We start from the raw sequence: 18517 nt of genomic DNA, 5'->3' as shown, positions 1-18517 counted from the left end.
CCGGCCGGCGGGCCGGTCCAGCGGGCCGCGGATCAAGTGATCCAGGTCACTCTGGATCATTCGGCTCATCGGTGATCCATCATCTGAGTGAGGCGGTCTCGTACCGCTGCGTGCTGTACACCGGCCCCGGCCCGGCCCCCTGCGGGGCGGGGCCGGGGCTTCGCGTTGATCCTTTGCCCGCCCTGACCTGCCGATTCCCGCCGCGGCCCGGTCCGCGTCCGGCCGCGGCGGGCCCGCCCGCGAAAATTGCCGCCCCACGGACCTTGCCGAATGGGTGGCCAGGAAGGCCGGGAGGGGTGATCATGAGAAGCACCAGAGCGCACTTCCCATGAGGAGGCACGGGTGGCCGAGACTCTGAAGAAGGGCAGCCGGGTGACCGGCGCCGCGCGCGACAAGCTCGCGGCAGACCTGAAGAAGAAGTACGACTCCGGTGCGAGCATCCGGGCGCTGGCCGAGGAAACGGGCCGCTCCTACGGATTCGTCCACCGGATGCTGAGTGAATCCGGAGTCACGCTGCGTGGTCGCGGTGGCGCGACGCGCGGCAAGAAGGCGGCCGCGGCCTGATCCGGGCCCAGCCGAGGATCATCGCCGTCGCTCACCTCCGTGACCCCCGGTCGGCCGAGAGGCCGGCTGGGTGGTTACTGTGCAGTCACTTATCACTCGGCTGCACTCCTCGGAGGCGATGATGGCTCTGCTCGACAAGGACGGCGTACGGCTCACCGTCGAAGACACGGTCGCCACGGTGACACTGACCAATCCGGCCAAGCGAAACGCTCAATCCCCCGCGCTCTGGCGGGCGTTGACGGAGGCCGGCCGGTCGCTGCCGGGCAGCGTGCGGGTCGTCGTCCTCAGCGGCGAGGGGCAGTCCTTCTCCGCGGGGCTCGACCGTCAGGGGTTCACCCCCGAGGGCTTCGAAGGAGAGCCGTCCTTCCTCGATCTGGCGCGCGGTTCCGACGAACTGCTCGACGCCACGATCGCCGAATACCAGGAGGCTTTCACCTGGTGGCGGCGCAACGACCTCATCACCATCGCCGCCGTACAGGGCCACGCCATCGGGGCCGGGTTCCAGCTCGCCCTGGCCTGCGACCTGCGGGTCGTCGCCGAGGACGTGCAGTTCGCCATGCGTGAGACGAGCCTGGGCCTGGTGCCGGACCTGACCGGGACCCACCCCCTCGTCTCCCTCGTGGGGTACGCCCGCGCCCTGGAGATCTGCGCCACCGGCCGCTTCGTCCACGCCGAGGAGGCCGAGCGGATCGGCCTGGCCAACCTCGTCGTGCCCGCCGGGGAACTCACCGGCGCGGTCAAGGACCTCACCGCCGCCCTCCTCGCCGCGCCCCGGGACGCCGTCGTCGAGACGAAGGCCCTGCTGCGCGGTGCCGCCACCCGCGGCTACGAGGAGCAGCGCGCCGCCGAGCGCGCCGCCCAGGCCCGCCGCCTGCGCGACCTGGCGGGCATCTCCGACTGACGCACGCGGCACCGCCCGTACGCCCGGCGGCGTACCACCGGGGGAGGACTCCCCAAGCGCCGCCGGGTGTCCGCGCTTACCGTGGTCGGGGAGCCCGCACGCGCGAAGGGACACGGCCATGACCGAGAGCGACACCGGCAGGACCCCGCCGGCCGAACGGGGCCGCACCAGCATCGCGGACGGCGTGGTGGAGAAGATCGCCGGGCTGGCCGCGCGCGAGGTGTTCGGCGTGCACGCCATGGGCGGGGGGTTGGCCCGCACCTTCGGCGCCGTCCGCGACCGGGTGCCCGGGGCCGGCGGGAAATCCCCCTCCCGCGGGGTGAAGGCCGAGGTGGGCGAGGTCCAGACGGCCCTCGACCTGGAGATCGTCGTCGATTACGGCGTGTCGATCCGGGACGTGGCCGGGGCCGTCCGTGAGAACGTCATCTCGGCGGTCGAGCGGATGACCGGCCTCGAAGTCGTCGAGGTCAACATCGCGGTGACCGACGTCAAGCTGCCGGACGAGGCCGAGGACGAGCCGGAGACCCGGCTCCAGTAGGTGCGTGGCGAGCGCAGCCGAGAGGAGCGCGCGATGAGCATGGCCGTGACCGGACTGATCGCCGGCATGGGACTGGGGTTCGCCGGGTACTTCGGCGGCTTCGGGGCCTTCCTGCTGGTGGCGGCGCTCGGCGCCGTCGGCTTCGTCGTCGGCAGGTTCCTCGACGGGGACCTGGAGCCGGGCGAGTTCTTCCGCTCCCGCGACGACCGGCGCCGGTGACCGCGTGAGCACGTCCGCACCCTCCCCCGCACCCCGGCCCTCCAGGGCCGCCCGCATCGCCCCCGCGGACCGCGGCTCCACCCGGATCGCGGACCGGGTGGTCGCCCGGATCGCCGCCCAGGCCGCCCGCGAGGCCCTCGGCGCGCCCGTGCCCGAGGGCGCCCCGCCGCACGCCTCCGTCACCGTGCACCACGACATCGCCCGGGTCCGCATCAGCCTCGAACTGCGCTACCCCTCGGACATCGGCGCCCAGTGCGCCGCAGTGCGCCGGCACGTCGCCGAGCGCATCGAGGAACTCGCCGGGATGGCGGTGCCCGAGGTGGACATCGACGTGGAACGCCTGCACGCGGTCCACGCCCGCCCCAGCGCCCGGGCCGGGCTGAAATGACCGGGGCCGTCCCGCCCCGCCCGGAACCCGCCGGGCCCCAGGCGGGCGGGCCGCCGCCCGGGGACCTGCCGCCCGGGGCCCTGCCGCCCGGGGACCCCGGCCCCGGGGCCCTGCCGCCCGGCGAACCGCTGCCGGTGCGGGCCCCCCGGTTCCGCTCCGCCCGCCGGGTGCCCGCCGCCCTCGCCGCCGCCGTCCTGCTCGGCGCCGCCGCCCTCTTCCTGTACGACATCGCCGCCGTGCGCGCCCACCGGCCCGGCATGCACTGGCGCCGGGCCCTCGCAGACCGGCTCGCGGCACACACCCTCGACGACACCGGCGTGGTCCTCGCCGCGGTGCTCCTGGTCCTCATCGGGATCCTCCTGCTCACCCTGGCCCTCACCCCGGGGCTGCGCCGGATCCTGCCCATGCGCAGCCCCGCAGGCCTGCGCGCCGGGCTCACCCGGAAGGCGGCCGGGCTCATCGTCCGCGACCGGGCCATGGAGGTGGCCGGGGTGCAGTCCGTGCAGGTGGGCGTCGGCCGCTCCCGGATCGGCGTACGGGCCGCCTCGCACTTCCGCGAACTCGACGAGGTCCGGGCCGACCTGGACGACGTACTCGCGGTGGCGGTCGCGGAACTCGGCCTCGCCCACGCCCCGCAGCTGCGCGTACGGGTCACCCGCCCGGCCCGGAAGGGATGAGTCGCCCATGCTCGGCACCGCCAACCGGATCCTGCTCGCCGTCCTCGGACTCCTGCTGGGCGGGCTCGGGGTGCTCCTGCTCACCGGCACCGGCCCCTACGACGGCCGGCACGACGTCGTGCTCGCCGCGGCCGAACGGCGGCACTGGCACGACCGCGGCTGGTGGTGGCCGGCCGTGCTGGCCGGCCTCGCGGTGCTGGTGCTCCTGGCCCTGTGGTGGCTGCTCGCGCAGCTGCGCCGCTCCCGGCTGCCCGCCGTGCTCGTCGACACCGGCGACGGGGCCTTCGCCCAGCTCCGCGGCCACGCCCTGGAGACGGCGCTGACCGCGGAGACCGACGCGCTGGACGGGGTCGAGCACTGCCAGACCACCCTGCACGGACGCCGCGAAGCCCCCTCCGCCCGGATGTGGCTGCGCCTGGCCCCCCACGCCGTCCCCGCCGACGTGCTGGCCGCCCTCGCCGGCGAGGTCCTGCCGCAGGCGGGCACCTCGGCGGGCCTGCCGGGCCTCCCCGCCGAGGCCCGCCTGCACGTGACGGCCCACCACGCCCGCCGCGTCACCTGACCGGCCGGGCCCGCGGGCCGGGCGGCACGGCGGGCGGGGCCCCGGGCCGGCCGTCAGAAGCCGTGCCGGGCGCCGCCGTCCACCGGCAGCATCACACCCGTCAGGTACGAGGCCGCGGGGGACAGGAAGAAGGCGGCGGTACGGCCGAACTCCTCCGGGGTGCCGTAGCGGCGCAGCGGGATGCGCGCCTCGTTGGCCGCGCGCGCGGCCTCCGCGTCACCGGACAGCGAGTCCAGCTCGCGCACCCGGTCGGTGTCGATCCGCGCGGGCAGCAGGCCCAGCACCCGGATGCCCTGCGGACCCAGCTCGTCCGAGAGGGACTTCGCGAAGCCGGCGAGCCCGGGGCGCAGCCCGTTGGAGATGGTCAGCCCGGGGATCGGCTCGTGCACGGAACCGGACAGCACGAAGCCGATCACCCCGCCCTCGCCGAGTTCGGAGGCCGCCGCCCGGGCCAGCCGGACCGCCCCGAGGAACACCGTCTCGAAGGCGGACTCCCACTGGGCGTCCGTGTTGTCCGCGGCGAAGCCCGGCGGCGGGCCGCCGACGCTGATGAGGATGCCGTCGAAGCGGCCGAACCGCTCCCGGGCGGTGGCGATCAGCCGGTGCGCCGCCTGCGGGTCGCCGTTGTCGGCGGCCACGCCGAGCACGTTCGGGCCCAGTGCCGCCGCGGCGGCCGCGGTGCGCTCCGCGTCCCGCCCGCTGACGACGACTTTCGCACCGTCCGCGGCGAGTTCGCGGGCGGCGGCGAAGCCCAGCCCGCGGCTCGCTCCGGTGACGACGTAGACGCGGTCCTTCAGTCCAAGATCCATGCGTCACACGCTACGCGGTGGCCGGCTCCGGCTCGGGGCCGCCCGCCGGTCCGTCCGCCTCGGCGGCCGCCTTGGCCGCGGCCTCCGCGCGGTCGCGCTTCTCCCGGCGCACCAGGACCAGCCAGCCGACCGGCACGGCGGCGGTGAACAGCCACCACTGCACGGCGTACGCCATGTGCGGGCCGATCGAGTCGTGGTCCGGCTCGGCGACGGGCTCGGGGCGGCCGCCGGGCGGCACGGGGGCCGTCAGTTCCAGGTAGCCGCCGAGCACCGGACGCTTGAGGGCGGCCGCCTGCTGCTCGCTGTTGATCAGCATGACCTGGCGGTCGGGTAGGCCCCGGCGGTCCTTGATGCCGCTGCCCGCGCTGGTCTCGTCGGCCTTCAGCCGGCCGGTGACGGTCACCTCGCCCTGCGGCGGGGCGGGCACCGGCGGGTGGGAGCGGGCGTCGCCGGCGCCCGGCACCCAGCCGCGGTTCACCAGGACCGCCCGGCCGTCGGACATCACCAGCGGGGTCAGGACGTGGAAGCCGACGCTGTCGTCGGAGGAGGTGCGCATGCGCACGACCACCTCGTGCGCCCGGTCGTAGCGGCCGGTGGCGGTGACGGGCCGCCAGTAGTCGGCGCGCGGCACCTCGTGGCCGGGGGAGGTGAGCTCGGTCACCGGCACGGGCTTCGCCCGCAGGTTCGCCGCGATCAGCTCGTTCTGTGCGACCCGGTGTTCGTGGCGGTGGAACTGCCAGAAGCCCAGCCTGATCATCACGGGGATCAGGACGAGGGCGAAGAGGGTGAGGCACACCCACTGCCGGGTCAGGACGAAGCGGTACACGCCTTCGACGGTACCCGGGCGTGGCACGGGCCCCGGCGCGGGGGTCCCTCCCGCACCCTCGGTGCCGGGGGAGGAGCGGCCCGCGGGGGCCCGGACGGGTGGACGGGTGGACGGACGGGACGTGTGGACCGGTGACGGGCGGCTCAGACGCGGTCGACGATGCCCACCTTCCCCTCCGCGCGGGCGCAGTGCCCGCCGCAGAACCACTGGCCCTCCACCTCCACGCCCTGTCCGATGATCGGGACCCGGCAGTGCTCGCAGATGGGCGCCATGCGGTGGATGGCGCAGGAGAAGCAGTCGAAGACGTGCACCGCGCCCTGCGCGTGCACCTCGAAGGACATGCCGTAATCGTTTCCGCAGACCTCACAACGTGCCATGCGCCACAGGGTGGGACCGCGGGGCACCGGCGGGCGAGCGGGCGCCGGGCGCGTCGCCCGACGGTCACCCGTCTGCCGCAGCCACGTCCCGCAGCAGCTGGGTGAAGGCGGCCTCGTCGACGACCGGCGTCCCGAAGGACTTCGCCTTGACGGTCTTCGAGGTGGCGGAGTCCGGGTCGTTGGTCACCAGCAGGCTGGTGAGCCGCGACACACTCGTGGCCACGTGCAGCCCCGCCTCGACGGCCCGGTCCTCCAGCAGCTCCCGGTCGACCGAGGTGTCACCCGAGAAGGCGACCCGCATGCCCTGCCGGAGCGGCTTGCCGTCCTCGTACCGGCCCGGATTGGGGTACGGGCAGGGGGGCCGCTTGCGCGAGGGCCGCCAGCTGCCGCCGCCGGAGCGGTACGAGGCCTGGTAGCCGATGCGCGGGGCGGCCGGGGAGTCGGACCACTCGGTGAGCGGCCGGCACTCCAGCAGCGGCAGCCGTACGCCGTCCCGCGCGGCGGCGTGCAGCGAGGGGCGGAAGGCCTCGGCGAGCACGCGGGCGTCGTCGAGGGCGTGGTGCGCGCGCTGCTGCACCACGCCGAAGTGCGCGGCGAGCGACTCCAGCTTGTGGTTGGGCAGCGGCAGGCCGAGCTCCTTGGACAGGGCGATGGTGCACAGCCGCTGGCGGACCGGCGCGGCCCCGGCGGCCCGCGCGTACTCGCGGGCGATCATCTGCCAGTCGAACATGGCGTTGTGCGCGACCAGTACGCGGTCCGCGAGGTGCTCGGCGAACTCCTCGGCGATGTCCTTGAAGAGCGGGGCCCCTTCGAGCACGTCGCTCGTCAGGCCGTGGATCCACACCGGCCCGGGATCCCGCTGCGGGTTGACCAGGGTGTACCAGTGGTCTTCCACGTTGCCCTGCGCGTCGAGCCGGTAGACGGCCGCGGAGACTATCCGGTCGTCGCGCGCGAGCCCGGTGGTCTCCACGTCGACGACCGCGTACCCCTGGGGGTACGCGGTCGGCCACGTCGTCTCTGCGGTCGTTCGGTCGTCGAGCATGGTCACAGAGGATACGGGCCCCCACCGACAGCGCCGCCCCCCGCGGGGTCGGTTTCCGGCCGCGGGCCACCCCCGTGACACCCGCGGCCGGATCCCTTCACCCCAGCTCGGCCACCAGGTCCCCCGCGGAGACGTGGTGGCAGCCGGGGCCGTTCGCGACCGGCCCGGGGAAGAGCCGGTAGACGGTGCCCGAGGCCCGCTCGGGAGCGGGGACGGCGTGCACCGAGGCGAGGAACACCCGCCGCCCGGCGGCGAGTCGGGCGGCCTCCGCGTCCGCGTCCGCGGCGGCCCGGCGGCCGTCGGGGTCGGCGAGGGAGGCGATCCGGCGGGCGAAGGCGGCCGCGGACTCGGACGCGCGCCGGCGGTGCGTCCACAGCTCTGCCGGCCCGCCCGGGACCGGGTCGCGGCGCACCACGGCCACCTCGCCGGTGCGCGCTGCCGCCCGCCACACCGTCAGGTCCCACAGCGTCACGCGCGCCCCCGAGCCGAACTGCTCGGACACGTCCCGGGCCACCTCGCCCAGCCGCGGGCCGAGCGCCGCGACGCTCTGGAAGCCGTCGGCCGGGGGCAGGTGCACGTCGGTCCACAGCGCCTGCTGCCGTTCCAGGTCCACGACCATGGGCAGGGAGATCCTGGAGTCGCCCGCGAGGTCGAAGCGCTGGCGGACGGTGCGCGGGTCGTACCGGGCCCCGCGCGGCCGGTCCGCGGGCAGGGACATGAATCCGGCGAAGGCGTCGGCCAGCTCCTCGAACGCCACGTTGTTGAAGCTGAACACGAGCGGTACGGCGTACCGGACCCCGTGCGCGGCCAGCCGGTCCGGGACCAGGTCCACGTACTCCGTGGCCCCTTCGGGGGCCGGGGCGGAGGTCAGGTCGCCGGAGTGGAGGGCGGCGTTCCCGCCGAAGTGCAGGGTGGTGTAGTCGCACAGCCCGAGGTACTCCCACCCGGGGCCGAAGAAGGCCACCGACAGGTCCAGGTCGGTGCGCATCCCCTCGGGTTCGGTCCAGTGCAGGAACAGCCGCAGCACCTCGCCCGCGGGAAGCGGCAGCCTGCTGCCGCGGGGGACCGCCACCAGGGCCTTGGCCGTGGACCGTTCGGTGAACGGCACCGTGAGCCCGGCCAGGTCCGAGTCCAGCACGGCGAGGCCGTACGGGTCGCCGGCCCGGGCCCCCGCCGCCGCGAACCGGCGCAGCAGCTCCTCTTCGAGGAGGGCCACGGCCGCCGACACGAGGGCCTCCGGCAGCGGCGGCCGGGTCTCCGGCACCGTCAGGGCCCGGGTGACCTCCCCGGCGGGGAAGAACACCCGGCGCCGCCCGGTCCGGTCCTGCGTCCGCATGCGCAGGGCGCCCAGCGCCGACAGCAGCGGCCCCGGACCGGCCTTGGGCAGGGCGTGGCGCAGGGCCTGCGCGAGTACGGCGGGCAGCGCGCCGGGTGCGGGCCCGGCGGACCCGGGCCCGGCCGGCGCGGGGCTCGCAGGGGCGGCGGCCGCCGCGAGCCGCAGCAGGTGGTCCAGTCGGCGCACCAGTTCCCCGGGCCGCTGCGCGGCGATCCCCGCGGCAGTGCCGAGGTCCCCGCCAGCGAGCGCCTGTTCGAGCCGGCCGGCCCAGGTGGCGGGCCGGATCCGGCCCGCCGCGGAGTCCACGCGGACCGCGTCCGGGTGGTCGGCCGCCGTCTTCAGCAGGGCATCGCCGAGCGGCCGGCCGGGGGCGACGGGTGTGGCGCGCAGCACGGCGAAGGCGAGCGCGGCCCGCGGATGGCGGGCGTGGCCCTCGAAGGGGTGCAGGGTCTCCGCGGCCCGCTTCCACGCGGTCGGGTGCCGGAGCAGGTCCTCGACCAGGAAGGGCACGGGCAGGCCGTCCAGTACGCCGAGGAGCTCCCGGCGCAGCCGCCGCGGCAGCGTGCCGAAGCGGGGCAGCGGCCACAGCCCCGGGTCCCCGCCGGACAGCACCGCGAGCACCCGCAGCACGTCCGTGGCGGTGGTCAGCCGCTCGGCGGGCAGCGCCCGCACGGCCGCTTCGGCGCCCTCGGGCACCTCGGCCAGCAGGGTGCCGACGACCAGGGCCTTGGTCTCGCGCACCGGGATCTCGTCCGGCAGCAGCCCGCGCCCGGCGGGGGACAGCGGCAGCAGGGTCAGCAGGTCCTCGCGGTCCTGCGGGGACAGCGGGGTGCGGCGGGCCAGCAGGGCGGCGACCAGCGCGGCGGCGTCGGCCGCCCGGTCGGCGCCCAGCCGCAGCAGCCGCAGCGGACCCGGGGTGCCCGGCGCGGCCGCGCCGACCGCCCGGACCGCGCGCAGGAAGGGCGCGGAGGCGTCGGTCCGGCGGTGGCAGATCGGGCAGCCGTCGTACGCGTGCGCGTCCCAGCACCGACGGCACACCAGGTGCGCGCACGGCGAGACGGCCCGGACGGTCCGGGCCTCGCCGCACAGCACGCAGGGCTGGTCGGGCCGCTGGAGCAGGTACGCGAGGACCCGGTCGGCGTACAGGGCGTCGGGGTCGCGCGGGGCGATGTCGGGGAAGCGGGCGAACAGCGGGCGGTGGGTGCGGTGCGAGCCGAACAGCTCGTCCGTCAGGCCGACCAGCCGCACGTGCGCCGCGGCGAGCCGCTCCGGCGGGAGGCCGGCGAGTGCGGCGTGCAGCTCGGGGGAGACGAGGCAGCCGCGGCCGAGGAGTTCCGCCTCCAGCCTGCGCAGGGCCGGTCCCGGCCGGCCCGCCGGGGCCGGCCCGTGGTCGGCGTACACGGTCTGGGTGCGGCGCAGGAGGACGGAGTCGACGGCGTGGAACAGCGGATTCTCCCCGGGAGGCGGCGGGACGCGCCCGGGTACGCCGGTCCGCGGACGGGTGCGGACGGGGGTGCGCGGCGCGCGGAAGTCTGGGAAACGGGGGCGGAGAGAGGGCGCGCGGAGCTTTTCGGAGAAGGTGAGAAGGATGCACGCCGGGGAGCCGCCCCCGTTGCTCCGATTCGACCACACGCCCGGACGGCCGCCAACTCATTTACGGGGAGGCCGTGTCAGGACCGCGCACCCCCGCCGGGCCCGCGGTCCGCCGCGCCTCCCGCTCCGGCCAGCAGGGCGCCGGCCAGCGCCCGTACGGAGAGCAGGAAGAGCCGGTCCGGGTCCGGCGGGCGCGCCAGGGCCCGGGCCAGCGCCGGGTCGTCCGGGGCCGCGTCCGGGTCCCACAGGTCGCTCTCGGCCGGGAACTGGGCGGGGGAGCGCTCGCGGTTGCGCTCCACCAGCAGGAAGCCGACGATCTGGAACTGGATCGCCCGGACCGCCTCCGCGGCCCGCGCCCCGCGCAGCCCGGCCGCGCGCACCTCGTGCACCAGGGCCCGCTGGGCCGGCAGGAACATCCGCTCGGTCAGGCCCCGTTCGTGGACCATCGCGATCAGGTGCGGGCGCTCGCGCAGCTCGCGGCGCACGATCCGCGCCACCGAGACGATCCGGTCCGCCGGGGTCCGCCCCTCCGGCCGGACCGCGCCCATCTCCTCCACGGTCCGCTCCACGAGCGCGTCGAGCAGGGATTCGCGGTTGCCCACGTGCCAGTAGATCGAGGTGACCGCGGTGCCCAGCTCGGCGGCGAGCCGGCGCATGGTCAGGGCCGCCGGGCCGTGCCGCCGGACCAGGCCGGCGGCCGCCGCCAACACCTCTTCGCGGGTCAGCGCACTGCGTGCCATTCCCCCTCCGCCTCCGTGCGGTCCGGCCGCCGGGCCGGTGTTCCGGCGCAGCGCTTGTCTGGCTGTCCGTCAGTTTCCGTCCGTGCAGCCCCCTTTACCCTTCATCGGGGGCGGTGTAACTGTGTTACAGAGGCAGGCCCCCGACGAAGGGTGGTACACCCATGGCACGCGTACGGTACGGCGCCCGCACCGAGGCGGAGATCGCGGCGGCGCGCGAGAAGAGCTCCAGGCTCCCCGACATCTGGTCCACCGGGGTGGTGGCCGTCTGGGAGACCGATCCCGACGTGGTGGCGGCCGTGCTCCCGCCGCCCCTCAAGCCCGCCGAACGCCCCCTGGTGCGGGTCAACATCAGCAAGGTAGACCTGCCCGGCTACCCGCTCGGCGCGGGCTCCGTCGCCGTGGCCGCCCGGCACGGCGGGGTCGAGGGCTGGTACCCGCTCGTCATGCCGATGACCCACGAGCGGGCCCTGACCGGCGGCCGCGAGGTGTTCGGCGAGCCCAAGAAGCTCGGCGAGGTCACCGTGGAGCGCGACGGGCTCGTGGTGCGGGCCGCCCTCGCCCGGCACGGCATCGCCTTCGTCGAGGTCCGCGGCGCGGTGAGCGGCCCCCTGCCCGTTCCCGAGCCGGTGCAGAAGACCGACTTCTACTTCAAGTTCCTCCCCGCGGTGGACGGTTCGGGATTCGACGCCGATCCGGTGCTCGTCCACTGCACGCGCAACGAGAAGGTCCGCAGACTGGAGGCCGTCACCGGGGACGTGGTCCTGCGCGAGTCCATGTACGACCCCGTCGCCGACCTCCCGGTCCGCCGGCTCGTGGAGATCACCATCGGCGAGAAGACCACCGACCAGCGCGGCCGGGTGGCCGAGCGGGTCAGCGCCCAGGCCCTCCTGCCCTACCTCCACCAGCGCTACGACGATCCGCAGCAGGCCTTCGACGGGCCGCCCGAGGGGAGCGTGTGACATGCGCCTCGAAGCCGGCCAGACCGCCGTCGTCACCGGGGCCGCCGGCGGCATCGGACTCGCCATGGCCCGCCGCTTCGCCGCCGAGGGCCTCCGGGTCGTCCTCGGCGACGTGGAGGAGGGCGCCCTGCGCAAGGCGGCCGAGGAACTCGCCGCCGGCGGGGCCGAGGTGCTCGCCAGGACCGTGGACGTCAGCGACCGCGACTCCGTCCTCTCCCTCGCCGACGCCGCGTACGACACCTTCGGCGCGGTCCACGTCCTGTGCAACAACGCCGGGGTCGGCTCCGGCGCCGAGGGCCGGATGTGGGAGCACGAGCCCAATGACTGGAAATGGGCCTTCTCCGTCAACGTCTGGGGCGTCTTCCACGGGATCCAGGCCTTCCTCCCGCGCATGATCGCCTCCGGCGAGCCCGGCCACGTCGTCAACACCTCCTCCGGCGACGGCGGCATCGCACCCCTGCCCACCGCCTCCGTCTACGCCGTCACCAAGGCGGCCGTGGTCACCATGACCGAATCCCTCTACGCCCACCTGAAGGCCGAGGGCGCCGAGGTCGGCGCCTCCGTCCTGTTCCCCGGACCGCACATGCTGCGCACCGGACTGTGGGAGTCCCACCGCAACCGCCCCGCGCGGTACGCGAAGCAGCGCCCGCGCACCACCCCGTACCGGACGCTCGACCAGTACGAGGCCGCCATGAAGGCGGCCGGGCACGAGGTCGAGTTCACCCCGGTCGAGGAGGTGGCCGAACACGTCGTGGACGGCATCCGCGCCGGCCGCTTCTGGATGCTCCCGGCGAGCGAGCACAGCGACCGCCAGATCCGCGCCCGGGCGCAGTCCATGCTCGACCGCGCCAACCCCGCCTACCTGGAACGCTTCATCCTCGACTGAGGGGCCGACGTGACCGACCGAGCCGCGCGCGAATCCGCGTACGCAGACCCGTACCTGATCATCTCCTCCGACTGCCACGCGGGCCTGCCCACCGGGCAGTACCGCCCCTACCTCGACTCCCGCTTCCACCGCGCCTTCGACGAGTTCCTCGGCCAGCAGGGCGCCCGCCGAGAGGAGGCCACCCGCCTCGGCGTCCGCAACGAGGCCTTCGCCGCCAAGTGGTTCCACGACCACGAGGAGGGCCTCCGGGGCGGCTGGGACACCGCCCAGCGCCTCAAGGAACTCGACGGTGACGGGGTGGCCGCCGAGGTGGTCTTCCCCGACGCGGACGCCGTCGACAGCCAGACCGCGGCCCCCTTCGGCGTCGGCCTCGGCCTCTCCGGGGACCAGGACCCCGAACTCGGCATGGCGGGCGCCCAGGCCCACAACCGCTGGCTGGCCGAGTTCGTCTCCGAGAACCCCGAGCGGCACTGCGGGGTCGCCCTGCTGCCCGTGACCGCGGAGCCCGACAAGGTCGTCGCCGAGATCCACCGGGCCAAGGAGTCCGGCCTCGGCGCCCTGATGATCCCCTCCATGTGGGTGGACAAGGCGCCCTACCACGACCGCCGCTACGACCCCGTCTGGGCGGCCGCGGCCGAGACCCGGATGCCGGTGGTCACCCACTCCGGGGCCGCGCCCCGCCACGAGTACGGCGACCACCTGGGCATCTACGTCTCCGAGGTCACCTGGTGGCCGGCCCGCCCGCTCTGGTTCCTGCTGTGGTCCGGTGCCTTCGAGCGCCACCCGGGGCTGAAGTTCGGCGTGGCCGAGTCCGGCTGCTGGTGGCTGCCCAACCAGCTGTGGTTCATGGACCGGCTCTACCTCGGCGCCCACGGCGGCAAGAAGCTCTCCCCGTTCGCCGAGCTCAAGCGGCCGCCGAGCGAGTACCTCGACCGGCAGGTGTTCGTCTGCGCGACCAACACCAAACGGCGCGAGCTCGCGCAGCGCTACGAGATCGGCGTGGACAACATCCTGTGGGGCTCGGACTTCCCGCACCCCGAGGGCACCTGGCCCCGCACCCGCCAGTGGCTGCGCACCACCTTCCACGACATCCCCGTGGACGAGACCCGGCGCATGCTGGGCCTGGCCGCGGCGGAGGTCTTCGGCTTCGACACCGCCAAGCTCGCCCCGCTCGCCCGGCGGATCGGCCCCACCCCCGCGGAGCTGGGCCAGGACCCCGACCAGGAGGCCGTCGCGGCCTCGTGGGCCCGTTCGCGCGAGACGGGCCGGCACTGGCTCACCGGGGAGGACTTCCCGGTGCTGGGGGTGGCGCGGTGACGGACCCCACGCCCGGCGCGGCCGACCGCTACACCGTCATCTCGGCCGACTGCCACGCGGGCGCCGACCTGCTCGACTACAAGCCGTACCTGGAGAAGAAGCACCACGAGGACTTCGACGCCTGGGCGGCCGGCTACGTCAACCCGTACGAGGACCTCCTCGCCGACACCGCCGACCGCAACTGGAACTCCGCCCGCCGGCTGGCCGAGCTGGAGGCCGACGGGATCGTGGCCGAGGTGGTCTTCCCCAACACCATCCCGCCGTTCTTCCCGAACGCGGCCCTGATGGCGCAGCCGCCCACCCGCGCCGAGTACGAGCGGCGCTGGGCGGGACTCCAGGCGCACAACCGCTGGCTCGCCGACTTCTGCGCGCAGGCCCCGGGCCGGCGGGCGGGCGTGGTGCAGATCCTCCTCAACGACGTGGACGCGGCGGTCGCGGAGATCCGCCGCACCCGCGAAGCGGGCCTCACCGGGGGCATCCTGCTGCCCGGGGTGCCGCCGGGCTCGGCGGTCCCCGAGCTGTACTCCGAGGCGTACGACCCGATCTGGGCCGTGTGCGCGGAGCTGGACGTCCCGGTCAACCACCACGGCGGCTCCGCATCGCCGCCGCTGGGGCCGGAGCCCGCCGCGCGGGCGGTGTTCATGGTGGAGACCACCTGGTTCTCCCACCGGGCCCTGTGGCACCTGGTCTTCGGCGGCGCCTTCCGCCGCCACCCGGACCTCAGGCTGGTGCTGACCGAGCAGGGCTCGGGCTGGATCCCGGGCGTGCTCGACATGCTGGACTACTACCACGGGCGGCTGGTCTCCGCCGCGACGAAGGCCGCCACCGCGGAGGCCAAGTTCGGCGCCGGGCTCGCGGACTCCATGGGCAAGGGCCCGAGCCAGGTGTGGCGGGACAACTGCTTCGTCGGCGCCAGCTTCATGCGCCCGCACGAGGTGCCGCTGCGGGACCGGATCGGCCTCGACAAGATCATGTGGGGCAGCGACTACCCGCACGACGAGGGCACCACCCCGTACTCGCGCGAGGGCCTGCGCATCGCGTACGCGGGCCTGCCGCGGGCGGAGGTCGCGGCCATGGCCGGCGGGAACGCCGCCCGCGTCTACGGCTTCGACCTCGCCCTGCTCGACCCGATCGCGGCCGTGCACGGGCCGACGGTGGCCGAGATCGCCGAACCGCTCACCGAGATCCCGGCCGAAGCCTCCAGCCCGGCCTTCGCCCCCGGGGGCTCGGTGCGGGTCTGGTAGCGGTCCGTACGGGACCGCCCGTAGGGGACCGCCGTAGGGGACCGCCCGTACGGGACCGCCGTACGGGCCGGGCGGCAGCCCCCGTACGGCGGTCCCCGCCCGGCAGGCCCGCCGGCAGACCCGGGCGGTCTGGCGCGCCGGGCGGGACGGCGCGGATCCGTGCAGGTCGGCACAAGGCCCGGGAGGGATCCGCGGAAGGCCCGGGCCGGCTCGGGGGGCGCCTCAGGCCAGCACCCGGAGCCGGCCCGGCGGGAGCCGGCCCGCGCCCAGCGCCCGGGTGTCCCCGACCACCTCCACGCTCACCCGGTCCAGCCCGGCGAGCGGCTTCAGGTCCACCGGCCCGCCGCAGTTGCTCAGGCTCAGGAAGACCAGCTCCGGCAGGTCGCGCAGGGGCTCCAGCCCGGAGGCGAGCGCCGAGGAGCCCACGTAGAGGTGGGTCAGGCTGCGGTGCCTCAGCAGGGTGGCCAGGTCCAGGGCGCTCTGTTCGAGCACCTGGAGGCTGCGCAGCCGCGGCAGCGGGGTGACCCGCTCCAGCTGCACCGCCTGCTCGTCGCCCGCGATCGTCAGCCAGTCCAGGTCCGGCCACTTCTCCAGCCCGTCCAGGGACAGCCGCCGGGCCCCCTTGTACAGCCCGAGGCCGGTCAGGCCGGGGCCGGCCGGCAGCTCGCCCACCGCCGCGTACCCCGGGTCGAAGTTGATGCCGGCATGGGCCAGTTCCGGCAGGTCGGCCAGCGGCCCGAGGTCCAGCCCGTCGGCGAGCCGGTACAGGTACAGCGTCTCCAGGGGCAGGCCGCGCAGGGCGTCCAGGCTCACCGACGGGCAGCCGTCCATGCCGAGCAGCCGCAGCCGCGGCAGCCCGCGCAGCGGGGACAGGTCACCCAGCCGCGGGTTCAGGCCGAAGAACAGCCGCTCCAGCTCCCGGTGGCCGGTGATCTCCGGCGGGATGCCGTGGTCCCCCTCCAGCTGGATCCGGTTCAGGTGCCCCAGCCGGGGCAGAAGGGCCAGCTGCTCCGCGGTGTGCACCTGGAGGAAGACCTCGCCGAGGTCGGTGTCCCCCAGGACCGCATCGGCGTACGGCTGCGCATCGAACCGCCCCCAGGACCGGGACAGTTCGTACTGCACGAGGAACCGGGGGTCCCGGCGGAACCCGGCGATCACCTCCAGCGCCGGCGCCCCGCCGACCAGCGCCGCGGTGTGCACGGTGGCCGCCGCCTCGTCCTCCATCAGGTCCCGCGGGTCGGAGAGCATTTCGAGCACCAGCTCCCCGGCCCCGGCCAGCTCCTGCGCCTGCTCCTGCCCGCGCGGCGGCAGCAGCCGCGCCGTCCGCTCCTCGATCTCCGCCCGGACCGCCGGGTCCAGCTCCGGCGCGTGCTCCAGACAGGCGGCGGCCAGCAGCACCAGCCGGCTGCGGTACCGCTGCGAGCGGTCGGCATGGCGCAGCAGGTTCCGCAGCAGGTACGCGCGCTCGTCGGGCCGGGCGTGGCCCACCGCCATGCGCACCACGTCGTCCCAGCCGTCGTCGTGCGCGTTGCGCGCGAGCATCCCGAAGTCGCGGGTCTCCACGGCCTCCTTGGCCCCGAGGTAGTCGAGGAAGGTCCGGTGCACGAAGTCCACCGAGCCCGGCACCGGCTCGCGCAGCACCCCGCTGCGGATCAGCAGGTGGGAGAAGACCTGCTCGGCGCTGCCCTGCGCCCGGACCTGGGGCATCGCGTCCAGCCAGCCGTCCATCAGGGCGACCGCCTCCTGCCGGGTGCCCTCGCGCTGGTCGTTGCGGATCAGCCAGTACGCGAAGCGCTGGAGCAGCAGCACCTGTTCGTCGCGGGTGAGGTCCACCCCCTCCACCCCGCTGATCTCGCGCTCGGTGTCCCGCCGGACGAGCAGCAGGTCGAGGGCGGCGTCGTACAGCTCCTTGCGGGCCCGCGGCAGCTGCATCCGGCGGTCCCGGTTCAGGGCGCACAGCAGGGCGCACATCAGCGGGTTGGTGGCCAGGCGGCCCAGGTCCCGGCGGGTGGTGACGGCCTTGAGGAGGGAGGCCTCGTACGTGTCCAGGGTGGCGAGGGACTCGGGCTGCTCCTCGGTGCGGGCGGCCCGGTGCCAGTGCGCGATGAAGGCGCGGATGTCGGCGCGCTCCATGGGCAGCAGGGTGCGGGTGGCGAACCCCTGGCCGGACAGCCAGCCCTCGGGGACCGCCGAGGGCCGGGTGGTGACCACGTAACGGGCGCGGGGAAAGGCGGCGATCAGGTTCCGCAGCCACTCCTCGGCCCGGTTGCGCAGCCGCTGCGGGACCTCGTCCACCCCGTCCACGAGGACCAGCGCCCGGCCCTGCGCGAGGAGCCGGCCGGCCCATCCGGCGGGTGCGGAGCCGTGCAGCGGTACGCCGGCCGCGCGCAGGAAGTCCTCGGGGCCGGGCAGCGCCTCCGGGGAGCGGAAGGAGCGCAGCCGCAGCACGAAGGGCACGCAGAGGTTCCAGTCCCGCAGCTCCGGCCCGAAGCTGCGGCGGGCCGCGTTCAGGGCCAGCCACTGGACGAGGGTGCTCTTGCCGGAGCCGGCCGGGCCCCGCAAGAGCAGCCGGGCCGAGCCCGCGAGGGCCTGCTCGGCCTTGACCGGGGTGCCGGGCACCGGGCCGGGGGCCCCGGGGCCGACCGGCGGGCGGCCTTCCGCGCTCACCGCGAGGCTGAGGTAGGCGGCGTCCAGCGGCCAGTCCTGGCGGCCCCGGCCGAGGGTGATGCCGAACAGCTCCAGCCGGGACTGGGTGGCCACGAGGTAGTCGGCGTAGCTCTGTTCGAAGGCGTGCTCGGCGGCCCCGGCGGCCGGCCCGAGCCGGTCCCGCACCTCGTCCAGGGCCTCCGCGAGGGCGCCCGTGCGGCGTACGAGCTCCACGTCGGCCCGGGCCCCGAAGCCGGGCAGGGCGGTGGCGTACTCCAGGACGTGCCGGCAGCAGAGCAGGACCAGCTCCCGGTAGGCCGCCCGGCCGGTCTCGCCCAGCCCGCTCGGCGGGCGGTGCGCCTGCACGGCCGCGGCCAGCCGGTCCGGGTCCAGCCCGCAGGCGAACAGGGCCTCCGCGTCGAGCGTCCCCAGCGCGGCGAAGGAGTCCCGCACCGCCTCGGCCACCGCGGTCCGCTCCGGCTCCGGCAGCCGGCCGGCCGGTCCGCGCAGCCGGTCCTGCAACTCCTCGGTCAGCCGCCGCAGTTCGGGCTCGCCGAGCGCGGCGGGCCGGCGCCAGCGGGGGGCCGGCCGGGCCGGGTCCACCGCCAGCCCCGCCCCGGGCGCCCGGCCGAGCAGCGCCTTGACCAGTGCCCCCGCGGCCGCCCCCGCCGCCTTGCCGAGCAGTGCCTCGAAACCCGTCATGCGCCCGCCCCTCCCGCCGCGCCCGGGGGGCCAGTATCGGCAGCGGCGGGCGATCCGTACAGGTCCGTACCGGCCTGTCCCGGGCGGTTCCCCGGGCCTGCGCGGGGTGCTTTCCCCGGCCAGCGCGGGCCCCCGCGGGCCGCCGCGGGCGCCGGCTGCGAACCCGCGGTAACCCCGTTCAATACTGATTG

Annotated in this window: 18 protein-coding genes; 11 read left to right on the top strand and 7 right to left on the bottom strand. The window is 75.5% G+C overall.

The window, feature by feature from the left end; genetic code table 11:
- The first annotated feature begins 342 nt into the window (after nucleotides 1-342).
- The 7 genes from ACZ407_RS19605 (at nucleotide 343) to amaP (ending at nucleotide 3849) form a co-directional block, all read left to right on the top strand.
- Complete coding sequence (locus ACZ407_RS19605; RefSeq protein ID WP_007263382.1) at nucleotides 343-564, top strand: helix-turn-helix domain-containing protein; 222 nt, start codon at nucleotides 343-345, stop codon at nucleotides 562-564.
- 121 nt (nucleotides 565-685) lie between these two features.
- Nucleotides 686-1465, top strand: a complete 780-nt coding sequence (locus tag ACZ407_RS19600) for an enoyl-CoA hydratase/isomerase family protein (protein ID WP_468130056.1) — start codon at nucleotides 686-688, stop codon at nucleotides 1463-1465.
- Nucleotides 1466-1583: 118 nt separating this feature from the next.
- The gene (locus ACZ407_RS19595) at nucleotides 1584-2003 is read left to right on the top strand and encodes an Asp23/Gls24 family envelope stress response protein (RefSeq protein ID WP_468129798.1); all 420 of its coding nucleotides are present in this window, start codon (nucleotides 1584-1586) and stop codon (nucleotides 2001-2003) included.
- 33 nt (nucleotides 2004-2036) lie between these two features.
- Nucleotides 2037-2222 carry a hypothetical protein gene (locus ACZ407_RS19590; protein ID WP_468129796.1) on the top strand — a complete coding sequence of 62 codons (186 nt, stop codon included), beginning with the start codon at nucleotides 2037-2039 and terminating at the stop codon, nucleotides 2220-2222.
- Between the two features lie 4 nt (nucleotides 2223-2226).
- A complete protein-coding gene (locus tag ACZ407_RS19585; protein WP_468129794.1) occupies nucleotides 2227-2610 on the top strand; it encodes an Asp23/Gls24 family envelope stress response protein in 384 nt (127 codons plus the stop codon).
- Complete coding sequence (locus ACZ407_RS19580; RefSeq protein ID WP_468129792.1) at nucleotides 2607-3287, top strand: DUF6286 domain-containing protein; 681 nt, start codon at nucleotides 2607-2609, stop codon at nucleotides 3285-3287. The genes ACZ407_RS19585 and ACZ407_RS19580 overlap by 4 nt, the downstream gene beginning before the upstream one ends.
- Before the next feature lie 7 nt (nucleotides 3288-3294).
- Complete coding sequence (amaP, locus tag ACZ407_RS19575; protein ID WP_468129790.1) at nucleotides 3295-3849, top strand: alkaline shock response membrane anchor protein AmaP; 555 nt, start codon at nucleotides 3295-3297, stop codon at nucleotides 3847-3849.
- Nucleotides 3850-3902: 53 nt separating this feature from the next.
- Here amaP and ACZ407_RS19570 read toward each other — a convergent pair whose 3' ends face one another.
- The 6 genes from ACZ407_RS19570 to ACZ407_RS19545 form a co-directional block, all read right to left on the bottom strand.
- Nucleotides 3903-4658, bottom strand: coding sequence for an SDR family oxidoreductase (locus ACZ407_RS19570; protein ID WP_468129788.1), 756 nt, complete (start codon nucleotides 4656-4658; stop codon nucleotides 3903-3905).
- Nucleotides 4659-4668: 10 nt separating this feature from the next.
- Complete coding sequence (locus tag ACZ407_RS19565) at nucleotides 4669-5484, bottom strand: SURF1 family cytochrome oxidase biogenesis protein (protein WP_468129786.1); 816 nt, start codon at nucleotides 5482-5484, stop codon at nucleotides 4669-4671.
- 143 nt (nucleotides 5485-5627) lie between these two features.
- Nucleotides 5628-5861, bottom strand: coding sequence for a hypothetical protein (locus ACZ407_RS19560; RefSeq protein ID WP_468129784.1), 234 nt, complete (start codon nucleotides 5859-5861; stop codon nucleotides 5628-5630).
- Nucleotides 5862-5925: 64 nt separating this feature from the next.
- Nucleotides 5926-6909 carry a DEDDh family exonuclease gene (locus ACZ407_RS19555; RefSeq protein ID WP_468129782.1) on the bottom strand — a complete coding sequence of 328 codons (984 nt, stop codon included), beginning with the start codon at nucleotides 6907-6909 and terminating at the stop codon, nucleotides 5926-5928.
- A gap of 91 nt (nucleotides 6910-7000) precedes the next feature.
- A complete protein-coding gene (locus ACZ407_RS19550) occupies nucleotides 7001-9685 on the bottom strand; it encodes an MXAN_6230/SCO0854 family RING domain-containing protein (RefSeq protein ID WP_468130054.1) in 2685 nt (894 codons plus the stop codon).
- 224 nt (nucleotides 9686-9909) lie between these two features.
- Complete coding sequence (locus tag ACZ407_RS19545) at nucleotides 9910-10572, bottom strand: TetR/AcrR family transcriptional regulator (RefSeq protein WP_468129780.1); 663 nt, start codon at nucleotides 10570-10572, stop codon at nucleotides 9910-9912.
- A gap of 161 nt (nucleotides 10573-10733) precedes the next feature.
- Between ACZ407_RS19545 and ACZ407_RS19540 the strand changes: the two genes are divergently transcribed.
- Genes ACZ407_RS19540 through ACZ407_RS19525 form a run of 4 tightly spaced genes read left to right on the top strand, consistent with a single transcriptional unit; the run spans nucleotide 10734 to nucleotide 14978 of the window.
- Nucleotides 10734-11531, top strand: a complete 798-nt coding sequence (locus ACZ407_RS19540; protein WP_468129778.1) for an acetoacetate decarboxylase family protein — start codon at nucleotides 10734-10736, stop codon at nucleotides 11529-11531.
- Between the two features lies 1 nt (nucleotide 11532).
- Nucleotides 11533-12417 (top strand): SDR family NAD(P)-dependent oxidoreductase, encoded by an 885-nt coding sequence (locus tag ACZ407_RS19535; protein ID WP_468129776.1) that lies wholly within the window; start codon nucleotides 11533-11535, stop codon nucleotides 12415-12417.
- Between the two features lie 9 nt (nucleotides 12418-12426).
- On the top strand, nucleotides 12427-13734 hold the full coding sequence (locus ACZ407_RS19530; protein WP_468129774.1) for an amidohydrolase family protein: 1308 nt from the start codon (nucleotides 12427-12429) through the stop codon (nucleotides 13732-13734).
- On the top strand, nucleotides 13731-14978 hold the full coding sequence (locus ACZ407_RS19525) for an amidohydrolase family protein (protein ID WP_468129772.1): 1248 nt from the start codon (nucleotides 13731-13733) through the stop codon (nucleotides 14976-14978). Before ACZ407_RS19530 ends, ACZ407_RS19525 begins: the two co-directional genes overlap by 4 nt.
- 222 nt (nucleotides 14979-15200) lie before the next feature.
- Here the strand turns inward: ACZ407_RS19525 and ACZ407_RS19520 are convergent, their stop codons facing one another.
- On the bottom strand, nucleotides 15201-18326 hold the full coding sequence (locus ACZ407_RS19520) for an NACHT domain-containing protein (RefSeq protein WP_468129770.1): 3126 nt from the start codon (nucleotides 18324-18326) through the stop codon (nucleotides 15201-15203).
- Between the last annotated feature and the right edge of the window lie 191 nt (nucleotides 18327-18517).

This window comes from Streptomyces sp. NPDC030809 (assembly GCF_055572195.1).
The sequence above is the reverse complement of the archived record's forward strand: the minus strand, read 5'-3'. Positions and strand labels throughout refer to the sequence as shown.

Coding starts and splice junctions, on each gene's coding strand:
- ACZ407_RS19600 (WP_468130056.1), top strand. CDS start 686: ATGGCTCTGCTCGACAAGGACGGCGTACGGCTCACCGTCGAAGACACG.
- ACZ407_RS19595 (WP_468129798.1), top strand. CDS start 1,584: ATGACCGAGAGCGACACCGGCAGGACCCCGCCGGCCGAACGGGGCCGC.
- ACZ407_RS19590 (WP_468129796.1), top strand. CDS start 2,037: ATGAGCATGGCCGTGACCGGACTGATCGCCGGCATGGGACTGGGGTTC.
- ACZ407_RS19580 (WP_468129792.1), top strand. CDS start 2,607: ATGACCGGGGCCGTCCCGCCCCGCCCGGAACCCGCCGGGCCCCAGGCG.
- amaP (WP_468129790.1), top strand. CDS start 3,295: ATGCTCGGCACCGCCAACCGGATCCTGCTCGCCGTCCTCGGACTCCTG.
- ACZ407_RS19570 (WP_468129788.1), bottom strand. CDS start 4,658: ATGGATCTTGGACTGAAGGACCGCGTCTACGTCGTCACCGGAGCGAGC.
- ACZ407_RS19560 (WP_468129784.1), bottom strand. CDS start 5,861: ATGGCACGTTGTGAGGTCTGCGGAAACGATTACGGCATGTCCTTCGAG.
- ACZ407_RS19545 (WP_468129780.1), bottom strand. CDS start 10,572: ATGGCACGCAGTGCGCTGACCCGCGAAGAGGTGTTGGCGGCGGCCGCC.
- ACZ407_RS19540 (WP_468129778.1), top strand. CDS start 10,734: ATGGCACGCGTACGGTACGGCGCCCGCACCGAGGCGGAGATCGCGGCG.
- ACZ407_RS19535 (WP_468129776.1), top strand. CDS start 11,533: ATGCGCCTCGAAGCCGGCCAGACCGCCGTCGTCACCGGGGCCGCCGGC.
- ACZ407_RS19520 (WP_468129770.1), bottom strand. CDS start 18,326: ATGACGGGTTTCGAGGCACTGCTCGGCAAGGCGGCGGGGGCGGCCGCG.